The 22,068-nt window shown below is 63.7% G+C and carries 18 protein-coding genes; 7 read left to right on the top strand and 11 right to left on the bottom strand.

The window, feature by feature from the left end; all coding sequences use genetic code 11:
• Positions 1-1,430 precede the first annotated feature (1,430 nt).
• The 4 genes from ACNOHI_RS21765 to ACNOHI_RS21750 are packed head-to-tail and all read right to left on the bottom strand — an operon-like array spanning position 1,431 to position 10,204.
• On the bottom strand, positions 1,431-2,792 hold the full coding sequence (locus ACNOHI_RS21765) for an HlyD family type I secretion periplasmic adaptor subunit (protein WP_420476804.1): 1,362 nt from the start codon (positions 2,790-2,792) through the stop codon (positions 1,431-1,433).
• The gene (locus tag ACNOHI_RS21760; RefSeq protein ID WP_420476803.1) at positions 2,792-6,700 is read right to left on the bottom strand and encodes a peptidase domain-containing ABC transporter; all 3,909 of its coding nucleotides are present in this window, start codon (positions 6,698-6,700) and stop codon (positions 2,792-2,794) included. Before ACNOHI_RS21760 ends, ACNOHI_RS21765 begins: the two co-directional genes overlap by 1 nt.
• Position 6,701: 1 nt before the next feature.
• Positions 6,702-8,417 carry a LuxR C-terminal-related transcriptional regulator gene (locus ACNOHI_RS21755; RefSeq protein ID WP_420476802.1) on the bottom strand — a complete coding sequence of 572 codons (1,716 nt, stop codon included), beginning with the start codon at positions 8,415-8,417 and terminating at the stop codon, positions 6,702-6,704.
• On the bottom strand, positions 8,414-10,204 hold the full coding sequence (locus tag ACNOHI_RS21750; protein ID WP_420476801.1) for an efflux transporter outer membrane subunit: 1,791 nt from the start codon (positions 10,202-10,204) through the stop codon (positions 8,414-8,416). Before ACNOHI_RS21750 ends, ACNOHI_RS21755 begins: the two co-directional genes overlap by 4 nt.
• Before the next feature lie 360 nt (positions 10,205-10,564).
• Between ACNOHI_RS21750 and ACNOHI_RS21745 the strand changes: the two genes are divergently transcribed.
• The 5 genes from ACNOHI_RS21745 (at position 10,565) to ACNOHI_RS21725 (ending at position 15,784) form a co-directional block, all read left to right on the top strand.
• On the top strand, positions 10,565-12,052 hold the full coding sequence (locus tag ACNOHI_RS21745; RefSeq protein ID WP_420476800.1) for an FAD-linked oxidase C-terminal domain-containing protein: 1,488 nt from the start codon (positions 10,565-10,567) through the stop codon (positions 12,050-12,052).
• A 9-nt stretch (positions 12,053-12,061) separates the two neighbouring features.
• The gene (gene glcE, locus ACNOHI_RS21740) at positions 12,062-13,126 is read left to right on the top strand and encodes a glycolate oxidase subunit GlcE (protein WP_420476799.1); all 1,065 of its coding nucleotides are present in this window, start codon (positions 12,062-12,064) and stop codon (positions 13,124-13,126) included.
• Between the two features lie 2 nt (positions 13,127-13,128).
• Positions 13,129-14,361 (top strand): glycolate oxidase subunit GlcF, encoded by a 1,233-nt coding sequence (gene glcF / locus ACNOHI_RS21735; RefSeq protein ID WP_420476798.1) that lies wholly within the window; start codon positions 13,129-13,131, stop codon positions 14,359-14,361.
• Between the two features lie 365 nt (positions 14,362-14,726).
• Positions 14,727-15,059, top strand: a complete 333-nt coding sequence (locus ACNOHI_RS21730; protein ID WP_420476797.1) for a CidA/LrgA family protein — start codon at positions 14,727-14,729, stop codon at positions 15,057-15,059.
• Complete coding sequence (locus tag ACNOHI_RS21725; protein WP_420476886.1) at positions 15,056-15,784, top strand: LrgB family protein; 729 nt, start codon at positions 15,056-15,058, stop codon at positions 15,782-15,784. The genes ACNOHI_RS21730 and ACNOHI_RS21725 overlap by 4 nt, the downstream gene beginning before the upstream one ends.
• A 6-nt stretch (positions 15,785-15,790) precedes the next feature.
• Here the strand turns inward: ACNOHI_RS21725 and ACNOHI_RS21720 are convergent, their stop codons facing one another.
• From ACNOHI_RS21720 to ACNOHI_RS21710, 3 genes are read right to left on the bottom strand one after another with little or no spacing between them, the layout of a single operon-like run.
• Positions 15,791-16,276 (bottom strand): glutathione peroxidase, encoded by a 486-nt coding sequence (locus ACNOHI_RS21720; protein ID WP_420476796.1) that lies wholly within the window; start codon positions 16,274-16,276, stop codon positions 15,791-15,793.
• Positions 16,273-17,409, bottom strand: a complete 1,137-nt coding sequence (locus ACNOHI_RS21715) for a PilT/PilU family type 4a pilus ATPase (protein ID WP_420476795.1) — start codon at positions 17,407-17,409, stop codon at positions 16,273-16,275. The genes ACNOHI_RS21720 and ACNOHI_RS21715 overlap by 4 nt, the downstream gene beginning before the upstream one ends.
• A gap of 9 nt (positions 17,410-17,418) precedes the next feature.
• Positions 17,419-18,462: a type IV pilus twitching motility protein PilT gene (locus ACNOHI_RS21710; RefSeq protein WP_420476794.1), complete on the bottom strand. Its 1,044-nt coding sequence runs from the start codon at positions 18,460-18,462 to the stop codon at positions 17,419-17,421.
• Between the two features lie 84 nt (positions 18,463-18,546).
• Here ACNOHI_RS21710 and ACNOHI_RS21705 point away from each other — a divergent pair, with 84 nt between their 5' ends.
• Positions 18,547-19,251, top strand: coding sequence for a YggS family pyridoxal phosphate-dependent enzyme (locus ACNOHI_RS21705; RefSeq protein WP_420476793.1), 705 nt, complete (start codon positions 18,547-18,549; stop codon positions 19,249-19,251).
• Positions 19,241-20,065, top strand: a complete 825-nt coding sequence (gene proC, locus ACNOHI_RS21700; RefSeq protein ID WP_420476792.1) for a pyrroline-5-carboxylate reductase — start codon at positions 19,241-19,243, stop codon at positions 20,063-20,065. The genes ACNOHI_RS21705 and proC overlap by 11 nt, the downstream gene beginning before the upstream one ends.
• Here proC and ACNOHI_RS21695 read toward each other — a convergent pair whose 3' ends face one another.
• The 4 genes from ACNOHI_RS21695 to ubiA all read right to left on the bottom strand — a co-directional run bounded on the left by ACNOHI_RS21695 (position 20,066) and on the right by ubiA (position 21,988).
• Entirely contained in the window at positions 20,066-20,371 is a 306-nt protein-coding gene (locus tag ACNOHI_RS21695) for a YqjK family protein (RefSeq protein WP_420476791.1), read from the bottom strand.
• A complete protein-coding gene (locus tag ACNOHI_RS21690) occupies positions 20,368-20,733 on the bottom strand; it encodes a phage holin family protein (RefSeq protein ID WP_420476790.1) in 366 nt (121 codons plus the stop codon). The genes ACNOHI_RS21695 and ACNOHI_RS21690 overlap by 4 nt, the downstream gene beginning before the upstream one ends.
• Positions 20,734-20,737: 4 nt before the next feature.
• Positions 20,738-21,055: a DUF883 family protein gene (locus tag ACNOHI_RS21685; RefSeq protein ID WP_420476789.1), complete on the bottom strand. Its 318-nt coding sequence runs from the start codon at positions 21,053-21,055 to the stop codon at positions 20,738-20,740.
• A gap of 78 nt (positions 21,056-21,133) precedes the next feature.
• The gene (gene ubiA / locus ACNOHI_RS21680) at positions 21,134-21,988 is read right to left on the bottom strand and encodes a 4-hydroxybenzoate octaprenyltransferase (protein WP_420476788.1); all 855 of its coding nucleotides are present in this window, start codon (positions 21,986-21,988) and stop codon (positions 21,134-21,136) included.
• Positions 21,989-22,068 lie beyond the last annotated feature (80 nt).

Here is a 22,068-nt window from a genome sequence, read left to right as displayed (position 1 = left end):
TCGAAGCCGGCGTCTCGGTCGGCGCAGGAGTTTCGGTCGGAGCCGGAGTCTCAGTCGGAGCCGGAGTCTCAGTCGGAGCCGGCGTCTCGGTCGGAGCCGGAGTCTCGGTCGGAGCAGGCGTCTCAGTCGGAGCAGGCGTCTCAGTCGGAGCCGGAGTCTCGGTCGGCGCAGGCGTTTCAGTCGGCGCAGGAGTCTCGGTTGGAGCCGGCGTCTCAGTCGGAGCCGGCGTTTCGGTCGGCGCCGGCGTTTCGGTCGGCGCCGGGGTCTCAGTCGGAGCCGGCGTCTCGGTCGGAGCAGGCGTCTCAGTCGGAGCCGGAGTCTCAGTCGGAGCCGGCGTTTCGGTCGGAGCAGGCGTTTCGGTCGGAGCAGGCGTCTCAGTCGGCGCAGGCGTTTCAGTCGGAGCCGGAGTCTCAGTCGGCGCAGGCGTTTCAGTCGGAGCCGGAGTCTCAGTCGGAGCAGGCGTCTCAGTCGGAGCCGGAGTCTCAGTCGGAGCAGGCGTCTCAGTCGGAGCAGGCGTCTCAGTCGGAGCAGGCGTCTCAGTCGGAGCAGGCGTCTCAGTCGGAGCCGGCGTCTCAGTCGGCGCCGGCGTTTCAGTCGGCGCAGGCGTCTCAGTCGGAGCAGGCGTCTCAGTCGGAGCAGGCGTCTCAGTCGGCGCCGGAGTTTCAGTCGGCGCCGGAGTTTCGGTCGGGGCCGGAGTCTCAGTCGGAGCCGGAGTTTCGGTCGGCGCCGGAGTCTCAGTCGGAGCCGGAGTCTCAGCCGGAGCAGCCCCCTCCGTCAGACCCGCAGTCTCATTTTGCAATGAGTTATTTCCGACGCCATTCGGAGTAACCCCCCCAGGCGCAGTTGAATCCGCCTGGTTGTCCTTGGTGTTGGAGCCCGGGCCCGAGGCGGCCTGGGCGTTTGGTGTTACCTGGTCGACGAAGGGGACCGCGTCCTGCTGACCGTTGCTTGATCCATCGATGCCGGCGATATTAAGGCGTCGCCCGTTTCCACCGGTCGTGGTGCCAAGGCCATCATCAGTCGCGGCCCCGACGTCGTCCTGTTGCCGGTCCCGCGTGTCCGTGCCGTTGAAGTCGGCCTGGACGTTTTCGTTACCGGTGTCATCCACTCGTTCGGGTGCGGCACCGAGATTGTCGGTGCGGTTGGTATCACCAAGCCCTTGGCCGCGGCTAAGGACAGTCAAGTCGTCAAAAAGAGTTGCATCATCGGCATTGGTTGCCGAATGATTTTCGTTCGGCTGCGGGTTGCCGCTGCCTTTGTTTTCTTGACTCTTGTCAACCATGGCGCGATCCGGGCGGGACTTGGAGATGATCCATGGTAACTTTCTTGGCGGCCGGAAACCAGACGGCCAAAAGTTATAGTCCCGACCTGTAACCCCGCTTTAGCCCGCCCGGGCGCAAAGGGGAGTTGCGGACTGAAGGGTGTCTAGGTCATCTCTCCTGGAACGACCGCGAGAACATGTCGACGAACGGTTTGGCCAGGTAAGCCAGTACGGTCTTTTCGCCGGTGAGGATTTCGCCTTCCACGCCCATTCCAGGCTGCAGCTGGTAGCGTCCGGCCTCGTTGCCGACATAGGGCTGGGTCAGCTTCACCCAGCCGCGGAAATATGGCCGTCCGTCGTCGCCGACCACGCTCGACGCCGTCACCCGGTTGAGCGTGCCCTTGGCGAATCCGAAGCGGGAGTAGTCAAAGCTGGTCACGCGCAGGTTCACCGGCTGGCCGACCTTCACGTAGCCGATATCCTTGGGTGCAATCCTGACAACGGCTTCCAGCGGCACGTCGTCGGGCACGATATGCATGATGAGTCCGCCCGGCGGCACCACCTGGCCGATGGTGACGACTTTCATGTCCTGCACATAACCCCGGACCGGTGCGCGGACGACGAGGCGGTCGGCCCTTGCCTGCTGGCGCGCCAGGGTTTCGGTGACTTCGGCGATTTCCGAATGCACGCTGCCGAGTTCGGCCAGCGCGTCGCGTCGCAACTGGTTGTTGACGTCGATGCGTCGGCTGCGTGTTTCTTCGAGCTCCTGCTGGGACACCTCGATTTCCTTGCCGATGCGTGCCGCTTCGCCGTCGGCCGTGACCTTGGCGCGTCGCGTCTCCAGCAGTACCGAACGATTGATGAGACGGCGTGCGGCGAGGTTCTCCCGCATGGCCAGCAGCTCGCCGGTCAGGTTCTGGTGCTCTTCGGCGACAGTGACGGCTTTCTTGAGCTGCTGCAGCCGGTCCGAGCGCTGGTTGATCTGGTGGTCGAGGATGGACAGCGTCGAACTGCGCGTCGACAGCTGGGTCCGGTAGATCTCTTCCTGATGACGGATGAGCTCGGGATGGTTGCCTGCAAAGTCTTCAAAGCGCGGCTTGCGGTTCTCGACAAAAGCGCTGAGGCGTTCCGCGCGCAGCTTCAGCGAAACCAGCCGCGCCTCGGTCTGCCGCACGTCTGCCATCGCCTGGGCGCCATCCATGCGCACCAGGACCTGTCCGGGCTGGATCAGGGCCTTTTCCTCGACCATGATTTCGGCGACCGGCCCGCCGTCAAAGTGCTGGACGACCTTGAGCTGGCCCGCCGGTATGACCTCGCCGGGCGCGCGCGCCACTTCGGTAATGCGCGTCAGCGCGGCCCAGATGAGGAAGAGCAGGATGATCGCCGCGACGATCATCAGGACCGGCTGGACGAATGAGGGGACCAGTTCTTCCTCGACCCTGGCTGCTTCGGACAGCAGCCTGCGTTTGCGGCTGCCGACGAGGGTGTTGCCGCTGTCGCCCGACAACAAGCGCTTCAAGTTTTTTAGCATCAGTTCAGTCCTGCCATCACACGATTCTTGATACTTTCAAACGGTCCCATTGCGGTGACCGCACCGTTTTCCATATAAATGACCTTGTCCGCGATCCGCATATGCCCGGGGCGATGGGTGACGATCAGCAACGTCGAGCGTCCCCGCAGCCATTCGATACAGCGTATCAATGCCACTTCCCCTGCCTGGTCCATCCCGGTGCCCGGCTCGTCGAGCAGGACGACCGGGGCCGGCTTCAGCATGGTCCTGGCCAGCATCAGCCGCTGACGGAATCCGTAGGGCAGCTGCTCCGACCGGCTGTTGGAGATGCGCGTCTCGAGGCCCTGCGGAAGCGCGGCGATGTCGGCGGTCAGTCCGGCCATGTCGACGGCCCAGCGGATCTCCTCGTCGGTGGCGGCGGGATGCACGAGGCGCAGGTTCTGCGCGATCGTGCCGTAGAAGATCTCGCAGTTCTGCGGCATGTAGCTGATGCGGCCGCGCAGGTCGGAGGGCGAAATCTGGCGGATGTCGACCCCGTCAAGGCGTATGGTGCCTGCCTGGGGCATGTAGACGCGGGTAATGAGCTTGAGCAGGGTCGACTTGCCGGCGCCGTTGGCCCCGGCGATGACGACGAGCTGGCCGGCATCGATGGTGACATTGATGCCGAGCAGCGCCGGATCGGCGTCGTTGGCGTAGCGGAAGGACACGCGCGAGAAGTTCAGCGCGCCGTTCAGTTCGGGCCGCACGATCTGGTTGACGCCGCTGTCGCGTTCGATCTGCAGGCGCATCAGGTTTTCAACCTGGCGAATGTTGGTCCGTGTGCGCACCAGCGATGTGGCCGCCAGGAAGACATTCTGGATCGGGCCGGTCAGGCGCCAGACGATCATCATGGTGGCGATCATCGCGCCGCCGGACAGCTGGCCGATGATGGCAAGGTAAGCCGAGACGGCGAGCGAGAACAGGCCGGTGCACATGCCGAGGACCTGGGCCACGCCGCTGACCCGCGTGCGGATTTGGTGGTCGTGGAAGGACGACAGCACCGCCTTGCCGCTGATATCGGTGAAGCGCTGCAGCAGGATGGCGCCGGCGCCGGAATTCCGGATCGTACGCATGCCGGACAAGGCTTCATTCACGAATTCGCTGCGGGTGGCGGACAGGGACGAGGCGCGCGCGATCGTATTCTGGATCAGGGTGCGCGACGCGATCCACAGTGCCGTGTACGCACCCACGGCCGCCAGGATGACGAGCATGATCCAGGGATTGATCACGGCCAGCGCGGTCATCATGACGAGGCTGGCCGGCAGTTCGAAAACGATGAGCACCAGGGGGCCGAGGAAGAAATCACGCAGGCTTTCCAGGTTCTTGATCCGTCCCACCTGGCGGTTGATCGACGCGCCGTCCGTCGACGTCGCCGGCAGGCAGAGGATGCGCTCGAAGACGCTGGTGCCGAGGACGTATTCGGTACGCCCGCCGACATACGCAAGGATGCGGTTCTTCAAGCCCCGCAGCATCCAGTCCAGGCCGATGGTGAGCAGCACGCCCAGCGTCAGCGCCGCACCTAGCGTCAGGTCGCCGCTGGGCACGACGGTGTCAAAGATGGACCGGACGAACAGCGGCGGCGTCAGGGCCAGCGCGGTGGAAAGGACGGTCAGGCCGAGAATCAGCGCGAGGTGCTTGCGCAGGCGCCAGATCAGGCTCCAGAACCAGCTTTCGTTGACCTTTGCCTTCTTGTCCTCCGGTTCGTGCTTCTTGAACAGGAAGGCATCGCCTTCCAGTCCGAGGGCATTTCCTTCCAGAGTTTCGACGTTTCCGTTGCCGCCATTGAAGACGCGTACGCGGCCGTCGGGTTCGCAAGCGAGGATGACCATCGCCGGCGAGTTCGGCGCGATGAACAGGCAGGGGACGAGGCGTTCGTCCAGGGTCGCGAGGGAGCTGTGGAAATGCCGCGGCAGCAGCTCGAGATTGGACAGCAGGGAGCAGAACCCCGAGAGGTCGAGTTCGCGCGGGAGGTGGGGCATGGCCTCGGCCAGATGGCGCGGCTGGCCTTGCCAGTCAAGCGCCTTGAGCAAGGGCATCAGGCAGCGGGACAGGTCGGACGGTACTTCGAAATGCTTGTCCACCAGTTCGCCGAGGTCGGTGATCGCCGCCGGGCGGTCCGCTGCGCGTCCTTCGTCCGCGGCTTTTTCCTGCAGGTCCGGCGCACCCGTCAGGTCGCGCAGGTGTCCTTCCTTCAACCCGCCGCCGATCAGGGAATAAACCTTGTCCGCCAGCGAAAGCATCGACGGCCGGCGGGTCACCAGCACCATCGTCTTCTGGCCCTTGCGTGCGCTCAGGTAGTCGCGCAGCCGGCGGTCGCCGTCCATGTCCAGGTGGATATTGGTTTCGTCGAACAGGATGACGCTCGGGTCGTGCACCAGGGCGCGAACGATGGCAATCATCTGGCGCACCCCCTCCGGGAGTGTTTCGCCCACGCCTTCGCCGAGCGGCGTCTGGTAGCCCGTCTTCATGCCTGCGACGACGTGATCCAGGCCCATTTCCCTGGCGATCGCCAGCGCCGCCTCGTTCAGGCTGCTGTCGAACATGGTCATGTTTTCCAGGATGGTGCCGGACAGGATCTGGCCGGACTGGGGCAGGAAGGCGATTTCCTTGTGGATGCTGTCGAGGGCGAAATTTTGGATCGGCTGTCCGTCCATCAGGATGGCTCCCTGGTCGGGCGCTTCCAGCGCGTTGAGCAGGGAGAGCAGGCTGGTCTTGCCGCTGCCGCTCTCACCCTGGATCGCGATGCATTCGCCGGCCGTGACGCTCAGCGAGAGGCGGGAGAACAGGGCCGGAGCATCGCCGTGGCGCAGCGATACGTCCCGCAGCTCCAGTCCTTGCTTGACGGGCGGCAGGACCGGCTTGTCCTCGGAACCCTCGACGGGCATGTGCATGATGTCGTTCAGGCGCTGCTCTGCAGAGATGAAGGCCTGGTAACGCAGCCAGACCGAGAGGCTGCGGCGCAGCGGCTGCAACGCGCGGACCGACAGCATCATGGTTGCCGCCAGTCCGCCCGGCGTCATGTTGCCCATGATGACGGCGACCGAGCCGGCGAAGATCACCGACACGATCATGATTTGCGAGAACAGGATGCCGAGGTCGCTGGCGCGCGCGCTGTTGTAGGTCAGCGTTTCGCCGATGCCGGCGTTGGATTCCTGCAGGCGCTCGTAACGGCGCAGCATCAGGAATTCCATGGTCAGCGTCTTGACCGAATGGATATTGGACAGCACCTCGGCAAGGAAGCTGAAGCGCCGGTCGTCCAGCATCTGCCGCCGCTCGATCTGGTCATTGAGGTGCTGGCCGAAGCGCATGCTCAGGAAGACAAACAGCGCCAGCAGCGCGGCGGGCACCACCGCCAGCCAGCCGCCGATGGCCGCGATCACGAACAGGAAGACGATGACAAAGGGCAGGTCGAACACCACCAGCAGCGCTTGTCCCGAGTAAAACTCGGCCACCTTTGCGGTCGCCAGGATGCGTTCCGCATAGGCGCCGGGTTCTTCTTTCTGGTAGCGCCGCATCGGCGTGCGCAACAGCTTGTCGAGCGCGGAGATGGCCGCCTTGTGCTCGTATCGGATGCCGAGCCAGCCGGTGATCACGGTGCTCATGGCGCGCAGGACTTCCTCGAGAATCAGCGCCAGAACGATGCCGGTCACGAGGAAGGCGAGGGTTTCGAGGGACTGGTTGGAGACCACCCGGTCAAGGATCTGCAGGATGGCAAGCGGCAAACCCAGGGACAGAAGGTTGGACAGGAGTGCCGACAGCGCCAGTACCGGCACCAGCCGCCGCAGGTCCGCGGAGCGCAGCACGTGGCCCAGGGGGCCGTCCATGAACGGGAGTCGAGACTTCGGCTTGTACGTCGCCGTTTCAATTGCCGCCGGAGTTGGGGAATTCATATCATTCAAGGGAAACATGGTCGATGATTTTCCTCACCAAGGGGTGCGCGAAGGCCAGGCGGCCGCCGGCATCGGTTTGCAGGACGCCGGTGGCCATTGCCCGCCGTAGGGCCTGCGCGACGGATTCGTTGTTCTCGCCCAGCATGCCGGTGACTTCTTCGGGCGTGGGCGGCTGGGCGCTGCGTGCAATCGTCCGCAGCAGCTTGCGATCCAGGCGCAGCCCGTCGAGGCGCGAGGCGATGGTGACCAGCAGCGACATCGCGATGCCGCCGCTGTCGGGTTGCCTGGCCAGTTCCACCGCGAACAGCGGCACGCCGGCGGCATCCTTTGCGATTTGGTGGATCACTTTCGCCGGCACCTCGGCCGGTCCCAGGGCTTGCCTGACGAGGGACTCGATGTCCCTGGCGCTCTGCCGCTGCAGGCGTATCGTTTCGGTGTTGCTGTGATCGAGTTCGGGCATGTGCCGGCCGGCGAGCAGCACGGTCCAGCCGGCCCGCACTGCCTTGGCGGCAGCCGCTCCCACGGCGGGGCGGACTTCCCGCGACAGGAAGTGGCAGTCGTCGACGATGGCCAGTGACGGCTTGCCGGGAATGGGGGCGGGCAGGGCACTGAAGACGCGCGCGGCGTCCGACGATGCGCCGCTTTCCGGGTCGCGCAAGAGATTGTTCGTGTCGGCCTGGACGCGGTGGAGTACGGCCTGTCCGCCGTCAGCCCGGCACATGGCAAGAAATTCTCGGCACAGGCGGGATTTGCCCATACCGGTTTCGCCTTCGAGAAAGACGAGCTTTCCCTGTCCGCTGCCCGCGTGGTTGAGGATGCGGCGGAATGAACTGACTTCGCCTTCACGCCCGACGAGAGGGTGGATGGCGCGGTCGCCGCTCCACTCGAATGCGGTCAGTGCCGGGAATGCGGCAGTGTGGAGGCCGGCATTTTCGGAAAGCGCCGCTTCGCCGCGGATGCCGAACGACCTCAACAGATCCAGCGCCGGGCCGCCGATGGCCACGCGGCCCGCCGGCGCCTGCTCCTGCAATTCGCGGGCGGAAGCGATGGCGGTACTGACAATGGCCTCGCCCGACCAGCCGCCCGAGCGCAGCATGCTGGCGACCACCAGGCCGGCGGTCACCCCGCCGCGCATGCCGTCCGCCCAATCCGGCACCATGACATGCAAGTCCTCGAACGCCTGGCGTGCGGTATGCAATGCCTTCAGGAGGTCGCGTTCGCTCGCCTGGTGCAGGCCGAAAATGAGATCGCCCGCGTGGCCGCGCCGCGCCAGGAAAACAGCTTCCTGGTCGAATGCCAGCGCAGCCAGGGCACCATGCAGGCGGCGCACGGAGGCATCATCCGCTGCCTCCGGCAAGGCCAGGCTGAGCACCACGCAGGGCCGCCTCTCGAGGAGGCCGTCGGCGAGCGTCGCGGGCGCCGGCGTGGGAGCCGGACGTCCTCCGAGGAGTTCGATGCCGCGCGACACCGCCATCGTGCGGTTGCTGACGTTCAGGCGTTTGAACAGGGCGACCACATGCTGCTTGACCGTCCCGATCTCGATCCCCAGTTCCTTCGCGATTTCCTTGTTGACCTTGCCGGCGCGGAGCAGGTCGAGTATCTGCTGTTGCCTGGGCGTCAGTTCAGGCGCGGCTGGCGCGGCTGGTGTGCCGGCATTGCCCGTCCCCGGTTGCGCACCGGCTGGCGGAGGCTGATCGGGGACGCGGTTTGCCTTCATTGATTGCGGTTCCCGCCTGTACCCGGGGAGGGGCCGAGACGCACGGTGCGCGCCGGACGGCCTTCCTGCTCGTTGAATGCCCGGGCCATCATCGCCGCCTGGTCTTCGCTTGCCAGCCGGCCGAAGTACACCGCGTAGCCCGGCAGGCCGTCTTCGTCGGTCACGGGCACCACAAAGGTGGCGTAGCCCTTGTCTTTCCATGTCTCCGCAAGTGTGGCCGCCTCCTGGCGCGAGCCGGCCCGGCCGATTTCGACCGCGAATGCCGTGGCCGCGCCGGCCGGTGCAGAAGGACGCTCACCCTTACCCGGCAGCGGCCCTTCCGTCTGCAAGCCACCGCCGAGTGAGGCGAACAGGCTGGCCAGCGCGCGATAGCGCAGCCTGTCTACATTGTGCTGCTCGTCCAGGTTGCGCTGGTAGGTCCGCTCCGCGTCCAGCATGAGCAGGTGGTCCACCGAGCCCGCCTGATAGGATTCGCGGCTGTATTCCCATGAGCGGCGCGCCGCTTCGGCGGACTCTCGCTGCGCTTCCAGGCGCTGGCGTGTCAACGCGATGGCATTGAGCGCGTCATCAACCTCGCGGATGCCGGTGTAAATGACACGCGCATAGGTTTCGACGAGCTCCTCGTGCATCGCCCTGGCGAAGTCGACTTCGCGGTCGCGCTTGCCGTAATCGAAGATGGTCGCGGACAGGTTGCCGATCAGGTTCCAGAACAGGGTGTGCGATTCGAACATCTGGGACACGAACGGGGTGCCAAAGCCAGCCTGGGCCGACAGGTCCAGCGGCGGCATCAGGCGGGCGCGCGCGACGTCGAGATCAGCATCGGCCGCGAGAAGGCGGGCCTCCATCACGCGGATGTCCGGCCGGCGCAGCAGCAGCGACGACGGTACGCCCGGATCCACGGCCGGGAAGGACAGCGAGGCGAGTCCGTTCCCCGAGAGCTTGAGCGAACCGGGCGGGGCGCCAATCAGGAAACTCAGGTTGTTCAGCGCTTCGTCCCGCTGCTGCTGCAGGGCCGGGATGGTCGCCTTCACGGCGTAGACCGCGGCGCGCTGCTGCTCCATGTCGATGACAGTCGCGTCACCCTTTTCAAGACGGGCGGTGATGGTCGACAGCATGTCGGAGACTGCGGCGTCGGTTTCCCTGGCCACGGCCATCCTGTCGGTGAAGGACAGGTAATCGATATAGCTGCTGACCACGTTGGCGATGACAGTGCGCTGGACGTCGTCGCGCTGGAAGACGGCGCGCCACAGCTGGAGGTCTGCCGATTCAGACAGCGCTGCCCGCTCGCCCCATACGTCCATGCGCCAGTCGCCGCGCAGACCAAGCTGGTAGACATCCCGGCTCTTCACGTCGCCACCGGCGCCGACCGTGCCGATGCCGCCGGGCGGCGCTTCGCGTTTGGCCTGCAACGGGGCGGTGAGCGTGGGAAGCTGGTCTGATACGGCCTGTTTGGCCCGCGCTGCTGCCTGGCGTATGCGCAGGTTGGCAATACGCAGATCGTGGTTGCCGGATAAGGCCCTGTCCACCAGGCGGTTGAGCTCGGCGCTCCCGAGCAGCCGCCACCACTGCGGCAAGGCCTGGTCGATTGCTACGGGACTGCTGTCCGCCGGTTTGTCGTCGGCGTCCGGTGCGCTCGCTGCTTTCGGAAAGGTCACGGGAACGGGAATCGCAGGGACATCGTAGCGGTCACGCTTCACCGCGCAGCCGGCCAGGGTCGTCGCTGCGAGCGCAAGGCCGATGATGGCAGCCGCTGTTTTCCTTTTCCCGCGACACAGTACCCTGGACATCCGTGCGCCTCCCCAATGTATTGTCATCTCTTTGGATGTCGGTCGAATTGTCTGTTTCTTTATTCGGAATTCGTCCTACACGGCGAACGCGCCGCGAAAAATGCAAGCGCAACAAGCACGTTCGTTGATTTCCATCATGAAATCATTATAGGGGGGAATGTTGACTAAAAGCATACTTTTGAAAACCGACTGTTGTAGTTCGGAACGACTGTCTCCGGCGCGGTCTGCTTTACGCATCCTGGCGCATCGCTTGAAAACATTTCACGCCACCGCGACAAGCTTTTCAGGCCCCTGACGCACGCTGGTCATGCGATTTCGCTACACTCTGGCATGTCCGCATGCCTGCGACAGGAAGCCCTCATGAACGCCCCCAACGAAAACCTCATTCCCCTTGAACGCCAGCGAGAAGTCGTTGCCGCATTGCGGCGCAAGCTGCCGGAACATTGCATTCTGTTCAATGAAGAGGACACCCGTCCCTACGAATGCGACGGACTCGCCGCCTACCGGCAGTTGCCGATGGTCGTCGCGCTGCCGCAGACCGAGGCGCAAGTCATCGATATCCTCAAGATCTGCCGCGAACTGAAGGTGCCGATCGTGCCGCGCGGCGCGGGCACGGGGCTGTCCGGCGGCGCGATGCCGATCGCCGATGGTGTGGTGCTCTCGACGGCGCGCTTCAACCGCATCCTCAAGATGGATCCGTATTCGCGCACGGCCGTGGTTCAGCCCGGCGTGCGCAACCTTGCCATCTCCGACGCCGCCGCACAGCACGGCCTGTATTACGCGCCCGACCCGTCTTCCCAGATTGCCTGCACCATCGGTGGTAACGTCGCGGAAAATTCCGGCGGCGTGCACTGCCTGAAATATGGCCTGACCGTGCACAACGTCCTGCGCGTGCGCATGGTGACCATCGACGGCGAGGTCGTTGAACTCGGCAGCGAAGCGCTCGACGCGCCCGGACTCGACCTGCTCGCCGTATTTATCGGCTCCGAAGGCATGCTGGGCGTCGTCACCGAAGTCACCGTCAAGCTGGTGCCGAAACCGCAACTGGCGCGCGTAATCATGGCCTCCTTCGACGACGTGGTGAAGGGCGGCGACGCGGTCGCGGAAGTGATTGCCGCCGGCATCATTCCGGCCGGCCTCGAAATGATGGACAAGACCTCGTCGCGCATGGTCGAACCCTTTGTGAAGGCGGGGTATGACATCGACGCCGAAGCCATCCTGCTATGCGAATCCGACGGCATCCCGGAAGAGGTCGAGGAAGAAATCGGCCGCATGAGCGAGGTGCTCAAATCCTCCGGCGCCACCGCCATCGCCGTGTCGCAGAACGAGGCGGAGCGCATGCGCTTCTGGTCCGGCCGCAAGAACGCCTTCCCGGCGGCGGGACGCATTTCCCCCGATTACTACTGCATGGATGGCACCATCCCGCGCAAACACCTCGCGCATGTGCTGATCAGCATTACGGAAATGGAAGCGAAGCACGGCCTGCGCTGCGCGAACGTGTTCCATGCGGGCGACGGCAACCTCCATCCGCTGATCCTGTTCGATGCCAACAAGCCGGGCGAATTCGAGCGGGCGGAGGAATTCGGCGCCGACATCCTGGAACTCTGCGTCAAGGTCGGCGGCACCATCACCGGCGAACACGGCGTGGGAATCGAGAAAATCAACTCGATGTGCGTGCAGTTCGCGCCGCAGGAGCTGGAAGCATTCCGCGCGGTGAAGCGCGCCTTTGACACGGCCTTCCTGCTGAATCCGGACAAGGCCATCCCGACACTCAACCGCTGCGCAGAGAACGGCAAGATGCGCGTGACGGGCGGACAGACGAAGTTCGCACACCTGCCGCGCTTTTAAGGGATGGGAATGGAACAGGTATTGCAACAATTCCGCGACACGATCGTCAAGGCGACCACTAACAAGACACCGCTGCGCATCCTCGGCGGCGGCACCAAGGACTGGTACGGCCAGTCGCTGCAGGGGGAAATCCTCCACACCCGCGCCTACACCGGCATCGTCGCCTACGAGCCGACCGAGCTGGTGATTGTCGCGCGCGCCGGCACGCCGTTGTCTGAAATCGAGGCGGCGCTGGATGAACGCAACCAGATGCTGGCATTTGAGCCCCCGCGATTCGGCGCTGCGTCGACCATCGGCGGCGTCGTGGCCGCCGGCCTTTCCGGCCCACGGCGGCAGGCGGTCGGGGCGGCGCGCGACTTCGTGCTGGGAGCGACGCTTGTGGATGGCAAGGGAGATGTGCTTCGCTTCGGCGGACAGGTGATGAAGAACGTGGCGGGTTACGACGTGTCGCGCCTGCTGGCCGGTTCGATGGGCACGCTTGGCCTGATCGTCGATGTTTCGCTCAAGGTCCTGCCCAAGCCCTTCATTGAAACCACGCTGCGTTTTGAACTTGGCCAGAAGGAAGCCATCGAACGCCTCAACACCTGGGGCGGACAGCCGCTGCCGATTTCGGCGAGCGCATGGCACGGCGGCACGCTGATCGTGCGCCTGTCGGGCGCTGTCGCCGCCGTCAAGGCCGCCGTGCAAAAGATGGGCGGCGAAGAAGACACGCAGGCCGCGGCCTTCTGGAATGAATTGCGCGACCACGGCAACGCATTCCTTGGCGACGCAGAAGGCCCGGCGTTGTGGCGCGTCTCCGTGCCGCCGGTGGCGCCGCCTCTGGACCTGGAAGGCGACCAGCTGATCGAGTGGGGCGGCGCGCAACGCTGGCTTCGCACGGACGCCGGCGCGAAGAAGATTCGCGCCGTGGCGGAAAAGGCCGGCGGCCATGCGACGCTGTTCCGCGGCGGCGACAAGAGCGCGGGCGTGTTCCACCCGTTGGCTCCCGCCGTCGCGGCCATCCACCGCAACCTCAAGAATGCATTCGATCCGTCCGGCATTTTCAATCCGGGACGGATGTACAACGATTTCTAAGCATGCAAACCAATCTCGCTGATTTCATCAAGAACACCCCGGAAGGCGAAGAAGCCGACGCCATCCTGCGCAAGTGCGTGCACTGCGGTTTCTGCACCGCCACCTGCCCGACCTACCAGCTGCTCGGCGACGAGCTCGACGGTCCGCGCGGCCGCATCTACCTGATGAAGCAGGTGCTCGAAGGCAAGAAGGCAACCTTCAAGACCATGACTCACCTGGATCGCTGCCTGACCTGCCGCAACTGCGAATCCACCTGCCCGTCCGGCGTGCAGTACGGCCGCCTGGTCGACATCGGCCGCAAGATCGTGGAGCAGCAGGTGGAGCGTCCGCTGTCGCAGCGGCTCGTGCGTACCGCATTGAAGGAGGCGCTGCCGCGCAAGTGGCTGTTCAAGCCGGCGATGGCCGCCGGTCAGCTGGTGCGTCCGCTGCTGCCGCAGGTGCTGAAGAACAAGGTGCCGGCGAAACAGGATGCTGGCGCATGGCCCTCCACGCAGCACGCACGCAAGATGCTGCTGCTCGAAGGCTGCGTGCAGCCCTCCATGTCCCCCAACATCAATTCCGCTACCGCCCGCGTGCTGGACGCGCTCGGCGTGCAGCTCGTCGTCGCGCCGAAAGCAGGCTGCTGCGGCGCCATCCGCTATCACATGAACGACCAGGACGGCGGACTGAACGACATGCGCAACAACATCGATGCCTGGTGGCCCTATGTCGAATCGGGTGTGGAAGCCATCGTGATGAACGCGTCCGGCTGCGGCGTGACCGTCAAGGAGTACGGCCACCTGCTCGCGCACGATCCGAAGTACGCGGAGAAGGCCCAGCGCATTTCCGCGTTGACGAAGGACGTGAGCGAACTCCTGCCGGCATTCGAAGCGGAACTCGCGCAGAAGCTGAAGGGCAAGATCAAGGAGCGCGTCGCCTTCCATCCGCCATGCACGCTGCAGCACGGGCAGCAGATTCGCGGCAAGGTGGAAGGTGTGCTGCGCGCCGTGGGTGTCGATGTGCAGTTGTGCGCAGACAGCCATCTCTGCTGCGGCTCGGCCGGCACCTACTCGGTCCTGCAGCCGGAGTTGTCTTACCAGCTGCGCGATAACAAACTGGCAAACCTGCAGGCCACGAAACCGGATGTGATCGTCTCGGCAAACATCGGTTGCCAGACGCATCTGCAATCGGGCACCGACACGCCGGTCACGCACTGGATCGAGCTTGTTGACAGGGCATTATCGAAGGCGGCGTAAGGGCTCGCGGTATCAGCGGTGTGAATAGGTCTTATGGGAAATCGGAATTGGATCAATAACTGGTGCCTCCCTATACTGGGTTCAAGAAAGATTGAACCGTCGAAAGGAAGCGCATCATGTCCGTCGTACCCTATATCGTCCTGTTTTCCGTTGTTGCCATCGGCGTGGTGGAAGCCGTCGCCTATCTCGTCATCAAGGGTGATGTGGCGCCTGCACGTCGCGCCCAGCCGGAATAAGTCCTCGCCCAGCCGCAACGCCAGCGGCACCTGCACATCTTCACCGCATCCACCATATCGGGTGCGGTCGTCCGGCGCACTTGATCTCGTTACAATAGTTCGTCCGCACCATTCTCGCGCGAGCCGAACTTGATCCATACCTTTGCCGTCCTCCTGATATTCCAGACGCTGGGCGAGAGCCTTGCGTTTGCATTTTCCCTTCCCGTACCGGGGCCGGTCATCGGCATGCTGCTGCTGTTTTGCTATCTGCTGGCAAAGCCGCAGGTGGCCGACAAGCTCGCACCGACAACGCTGGAATTCCTCAAGCACCTCTCCCTTCTGTTCATCCCTGCCGGCGTGGGCATCATGGTGCATGCCGAGCGGGTGGCAGCGGAATGGCTGCCGATCGTCGTGGCGCTAGTCGTCAGCGCGGTGGTATCGCTCGTCGTGACGGCGACCGTCCTGCGCTGGTTGCAGAAATGACGCCGGGCATCTCGACAATCTGGGTCTACCTGTCGGCCTCGCCGCTGCTGTGGCTGACCGCGACCCTGCTCGCCTACCAGATTGCATACGCGCTGTACGCGCGCAGCAAATTCAATCCGCTGGTCAATCCTGTCGCAATCGCCGTCGCGCTGCTGGTGACCGTTCTTGTGGGCACAGGCACCGAGTACGGAACCTATTTCGAAGGCGCGCAGTTCGTCCACTTCCTGCTCGGCCCGGCGACCGTGGCGCTGGCCATTCCGCTCTATCAGCAAATGAACAAGTTGCGGCGCAACTGGTTCGCCTTGCTCGCCAGTGCGCTTGCCGGCGGGACCGCCGCGATCGGCAGCGCGATGGGAATCGCCTGGGCGCTCGGCGCGTCACCCGCAACCATCCTCTCGCTTGCGCCCAAGGCGGTGACCATGCCGATCGCGATGGGGGTGGCGGAGAAAATCGGCGGCCTGCCGTCATTGACTGCAGTACTGGTGATGGTGACCGGCATCCTGGGGGCGACGACGGCGCGTTGGATATTCAATCTCATGCGCATCGACGACCACGCGGTGCGCGGCTTTGCGCTTGGCCTCACGTCGCACGGCATCGGCACGGCAAGGGCCTTCCAGGTCAGCGAGGAAATGGGTGCCTTTTCCGGGCTGGCAATGGGTGTGGCGGGTGTGCTCACGGCACTGCTGGTGCCGGTTGTGCTGAAACTGCTTGGCGTCGTCGCCTGAGGACCGTTACTCCGCCAGCAGCTTCTCGATATCCTTCATCAATTCCTTCGGCTCGGTCTGCGGCGCGTAACGCTTGTACACGCGCCCGTCCTTGCGCACCAGGAACTTGGTGAAATTCCATTTGATCGCTTCGGTGCCCATCAGGCCGGGCGCCTCGCTCTTGAGGTGCTTGAACAGCGGATGCGCCGCATCGCCGTTCACGTCGATCTTGTCGAAGAGGGGGAAGGTGACGCCGTAATTGCGTTCGCAAAACGCGCCGATCTCCGCGTTGCTTCCCGGCTCCTGCGCGCCGAACTGGTTGCAGGGGAAGCCCAGCACTTCCACGCCTTTGTCCCGGAACTGCTCGTACACGGCTTCCAGCCCCTTGTACTGGGGCGTGTAACCGCATTCGCTGGCGGTGTTCACGATCAGGAGCACCTTGCCCTGGAACTGCTTCAGGTCGATATCCTTGCCGTCCAGGCCCTTGGCCCTGAAATCGTAAACTGTCGTCATACAATCCCCAGATGTTCCGTGCCCTTGCTCAAGTCGCGGCCCTTCGCATCCTTGCTGTTGAGCTTGATCGCGAGGCGCAGGTCATTGACCGAGTCGGCGTTGCGCAGCGCGTCCTCATAGGAAATCTTGCCCAGTTCATACAGGTCGAACAGCGCCTGGTCGAAGGTCTGCATGCCCAGCTCGCGCGATTTCTTCATGATTTCCTTGATCTCGTGCACTTCGCCCTTGAAGATCAGGTCGGAAATCAGCGGCGAATTCAGCATCACTTCCACCGCCGCGCACCGGCCCTTGGTGTCCTTCAACGGGACAAGGCGCTGCGAAATCATCGCTTTCAGATTGAGCGACAAATCCATCAAAAGTTGCGCACGCCGTTCTTCGGGGAAGAAGTTGATGATGCGGTCCAGCGCCTGGTTGGAGCTGTTGGCGTGCATCGTGGCAAGGCAGAGGTGGCCGGTTTCGGCGAAGGCAACGGCGTAGTCCATCGTTTCGCGGTCGCGGATTTCGCCGATCAGGATCACATCCGGCGCCTGGCGCAGCGTGTTCTTCAGCGCGGCAAACCAGTCGGCCGTGTCGACGCCCACTTCGCGCTGCGTGATGATGCAGTTCTTGTGCGGATGCACGTATTCGACCGGGTCTTCGATGGTGATGATGTGGCCGTAGCTGTTCTCGTTGCGGTAGCCGACCATACCCGCGAGCGTGGTCGATTTACCGGAACCGGTCGCACCCACCATGATCACCAGGCCGCGCTTGGTCATCGCGACTTCCTTCAGCACTTCCGGCACGCCGAGGTCTTCCAGCTTCGGGATGGTGGTGGTGATGGTACGCAGTACCATGCCCACCTTGCCCTGCTGCACGAAGGCCGACACGCGGAAACGGCCGAGGCCGCCCGGGCTGATCGCGAAGTTGCATTCCTTGGTCGCTTCGAATTCCGCCGCCTGCTTGTCGTTCATGATGGCGCGCGCCAGTTCGACGGTGTGCGTCGACGTCAGCGGCTGGTTCGACACCGGCGTCATCTTGCCGTCGATCTTGAATGCCGGCGGGAATTCGGCAGTGATGAAAAGGTCGGAGCCGTTCTTGCTGAGCATCAGCCTCAGCAGGTCGTGCATGAATTTTGTGGCCTGTTCGCGTTCCATGATTTGTCCTTAACCGGGGAAGTTTTCCGGCGTCTTGGCGGCTGCACGGGCAGCGGCGGAGGAGATGACATTGCGGCGGACAAGGTCCGTCAGGTTCTGGTCCAGCGTCTGCATGCCAATGTTGCTCCCGGTCTGGATGGCCGAATACATCTGCGCGACCTTCGCTTCGCGGATCAGGTTTCGAATGGCGGGTGTGCCGAGCATGATCTCGTGCGCGGCGACGCGGCCGCCGCCGTCCTTGGTCTTCAGCAGCGTTTGCGAAATCACGGCCTGCAGCGATTCGGACAGCATCGCGCGCACCATTTCCTTTTCTTCGGCCGGGAACACGTCGACGATACGGTCGATGGTCTTGGCGGCGGAGGAGGTGTGCAGGGTGCCGAACACAAGGTGGCCGGTTTCCGCGGCGGTCAGCGCGAGGCGGATGGTTTCGAGATCGCGCAATTCGCCGACGAGGATGGCGTCCGGGTCTTCACGCAGCGCCGAGCGCAGCGCATTCTGGAAAGACATGGTGTGCGGGCCGACTTCGCGCTGATTGATCAGGCACTTCTTGGATTCGTGCACGAATTCGATCGGGTCCTCGACCGTGAGGATGTGGCCGTATTCGTTTTCGTTCAGGTGGTTGATCATCGCCGCCAGCGTGGTCGATTTACCGGAACCGGTCGGGCCCGTGACCAGTACCAGTCCGCGCGGCTTCATGGCCAGGTCGGCGAAGATCTTCGGGCAATGCAGTTGCTCCAGCGTCAGCACCTTTGACGGAATGGTACGCAGCACGGCCGCCGCGCCGCGGTCCTGGTTGTAGGCGTTCACGCGGAAACGGGCGAGGCCGGGGATGGCGAAGGAAAAGTCGCACTCGAGCACTTCCTCGTATGCCTTGCGCTGGCCGTCGTTCATGATGTCATAGATCATCCCGTGCACATCGCGGTGTTCCAGCGGCGGCAGGTTGATGCGGCGCACGTCGCCGTGCACGCGGATCATCGGCGGCAGGCCGGCCGACAGGTGCAAGTCGGACGCGTTATTCTTGACTGCAAAGGCGAGGAGTTCGGAGATGTCCATTTATAATCCCTGGGCCGGCGAGGATGCCGTAAGAAAACAGCAATACCGGCCACGGGCATCGGTATTGCCTTGAGTAAATCGATTATGTCTCCAATTTCCCACAACTTGCAAGCCGTGCGGGAGCGTATTGCCGCCGGGGCGCGCACAGCGTTGCGTGATCCCCAAACTGTGCAGCTTCTCGCCGTGTCAAAGACCTTCGGCGCCGATGCGGTGGTCGACGCCGCAGACGCCGGCCAACGCGCATTCGGCGAAAACTACCTGCAGGAAGCCGTGGACAAGATGGCATCGATCCATGCCTTCCGCCCCGACCTGAAGCTCGAGTGGCACTTCATCGGTCCGATACAGAGCAACAAGACGCGGCCGATCGCCGAGCACTTCGACTGGGTGCATTCGGTCGACCGGGAAAAGATCGCGCATCGCTTGTCGGAGCAGCGGCCTGCCAACTTGCCGGCCTTGAACATCTGCCTGCAGGTGAATATCAGCGGCGAGGACACCAAGAGCGGCGTCGCGCCGCAAGACGTTGCTGCAGTGGCGAAAGCGATTGCTCGTCTGCCGAACCTGAAGCTGCGCGGCCTGATGGCGATTCCCGAGCCGGCTGACGATGTCGAACAACAGCGCGCACCGTTCCGCAAGCTGCGGCAGCTGTTCGAGCAACTGAACGAAGAAGGATTGGCGCTGGACACGCTCTCGATGGGCATGTCGGCGGACATGGACGCGGCGATTGCGGAAGGTGCGACGATCGTGCGTGTGGGAACGGCTATTTTTGGACAGAGGACGTATGCAAAATAACTTGAAGATCGGCTTCATCGGCGGCGGCAACATGGCGTCGGCCCTGATCGGTGGACTGGCAGGCAAACTGACCGCAGGCGCAAACATCCATGTGGTTGATCCGAACGCCGACGCGTTGAAGAAACTGCAGTCGCAATTCGGCGTGACCACAGCGTCGCAGGTTGATGCGGCGCTGGCCAAGTGTGACGTCGTCGTGCTTTCCGTGAAGCCGCAGCAGATGAAGGACGTGGTGCAGCAATTACGCCCGCAAGTTTCCAAACAGCTCATCCTGTCGATTGCGGCGGGCATTCGCGCGGTCGACCTGTCGCGCTGGCTCGGCGGCCACGATGTCATCGTGCGCACGATGCCGAACACGCCGGCGCTGATCGGCAAGGGCATCACCGGCATGGTGGCGACCTCCGGCGTGTCGACGGAGCTGCGCAACGCCGCCGATGCCATCATGCGTGCGGTAGGCGCGACCGTCTGGCTCGACGACGAGTCCCTGATCGATCCGGTAACGGCCGTGTCCGGTAGCGGCCCGGCCTATGTGTTCTATTTCATCGAGGCGATGCAGCAGGCCGCGCAGGAAATGGGATTGACCGCGGAGCAGGGCAACCAGCTCGCCATCGAGACTTTCGTCGGCGCCGCGCAACTTGCCGCGAATTCCGCCGAGCCGGTATCGGTACTGCGCGAGCGCGTCACTTCCAAGGGCGGCACCACCTACGCGGCACTGACCAGCATGGATGCCAGCGGCGTGAAGGAAGCGATCGTCAAGGCCTTGAAAGCAGCTGCTGCGCGCGGCAAGGAACTGGGCGAAGAATTCGGCAAGGACTGATCAGCGCATTCGCTCGATCATTGCCCTTACCGTCGGCGCAATGGACTGCCATGAACGCAGTCCGGATACGCCAAGCCGGAAAAGCGAAGACAGGCGGCGCGGCGTCACCAGCAGGACGGCCGCCGCCGCCCCGGCGATCCATCCGGGATGCCGCCGGATGCGTGCGACGATGCGCAGACCCGATTCCACGGACTCAAGCCGCCAGGCCCAGGGGCGCAATTGCTGCGCCAGTGCGGCGCGCTGCGCACCGCTCTCAGCGAGCAGTTGCCTACGCTTCCAGGCGAGGAACTCCGCGCGCGTCTTCATGCGCGCGGTTGCAACAGATCGGAATCCCGCGACAGCTCCGCCATCGTATGCCCCAGCAGCCGCGGCTTTGACTGGTACTGCCGCCGTACCCGCATCGCGATCGCCAGCGCGGCGCCGCCAAACATCACGATCAACACTGACAAGATGGCGACACGGTGGGAATCCCAATACAGCACCACAGCCAGGATGACGCCGAGCACCACGGCGATGCCCAGGCAGAACATCGCCGCCAGCGACAGCATGAGGCAGGAGAAATAGCGCAGCGACTCTTCTTCCAGTTCGGTCGAGGCCAGTTCGACCCGGTTCTGGACGATGGCAAGCAGGGTCGCCGCGAGACGCGACGCGGATTCCGCAATTATCATGCGCTTAGCGCCGTCCGATCAGCAGGCCGATTGCCAGTCCGGTCAGGGCGCCGATGCCGACGGCCTGCCAGGGATTTTCCTTCACGTACTGCTGGGTGGTATCGAGCGCATCGCGTGCGCCGTCGGCGACGCGTTCCTCCAGCGATGACAGGCTGCTCCTGGCGTCGCTCAGGGTAGATTCGAAACGTGCGCGCGCGAGGCGGTAGCCTTCGTCCAGCTGCAGCCCGCTCGAGCGCAGCAAATCTTCGGCATCCTTGATCACGAGCCGCAAATCTTCGAGCAAACGGTCACGGATATCACCGCCCAGTCCAATCGTCTCCATTGTTCACTCCTCTGTAGGTTAGACCGACTTTGAGTGTAAGCAACAGGGCGCGGGCCATCTTGCGAGTGGTCAAACTCGCTATCGCAAGGCGTAATCAAGGGCAATGCCGCCGAAGATCGCGGCGCCGAGCCAGTTGTTATGGCGAAAGGCAGCGAAGCAGCGCATGCGGTCACGGCCGCGGATCAGGATGTAGTGATACCAGGCGCAGCCGATGGCAACGAGGATGCCGGCGACGAACCACGCATGCAGCCCGTATTCCAGGCCGACGACGAGGATGATCACAAAGGCGACGGCGTAGCAGACCATCACCGCCATCACGTCGAAGCGGCCAAACGTGATGGCCGACGTCTTGATCCCGATCTTCAGGTCATCGTCTCGGTCGACCATCGCGTATTCCGTATCGTAAGCGACCGCCCAGAAGATATTCGCCACGAGCAGCAGCCATGCCGCCGCTGGCACGGTGTCCTGAACGGCAGCGAAAGCCATCGGGATGCCGAACCCGAAGGCGATGCCGAGATAGGCCTGGGGAATGGCAAAGAAGCGCTTGAAGTAAGGGTAGCTGCCTGCGATGACCACCGCCACGACGGACAACAGCTTGGTCAAAGTATTCAAGGGCAGGATCAGCGCAAACGATATGACGGCGAGGACGGCGGCGACCATCACCGCTTCCCAGGCCGCGATCTTGCCGCTGGTCAAAGGCCGCTCCGCCGTGCGTTTGACATGCTTGTCGAAGTCGCGGTCGGCGAAGTCGTTGATGGCGCAGCCGGCCGAGCGCATGAGGACGGTGCCGAGGGTGAAGATGGCGACGAGGCCCCAGTCCGGATGCCCGTTCGACGCCAGCCACAAGGCCGAAAGGGTCGGCCACAGCAGGAGCAGGATGCCGATGGGCTTGTCGATGCGGATCAGTCGGGCGTAAAGGGCGAGTCGGTTCATGATCGGTTATTGCGCTGCAAAATCGAATTATAAGCGGCGTGCACAAGGTTTAAGTTATCGTAATGCAACGGTCACATCAG

Source organism: Noviherbaspirillum sp. ST9 (assembly GCF_048799745.1).
Classification (GTDB): Bacteria; Pseudomonadota; Gammaproteobacteria; order Burkholderiales; family Burkholderiaceae_D; genus Noviherbaspirillum.
The sequence above is the reverse complement of the archived record's forward strand: the minus strand, read 5'-3'. Positions and strand labels throughout refer to the sequence as shown.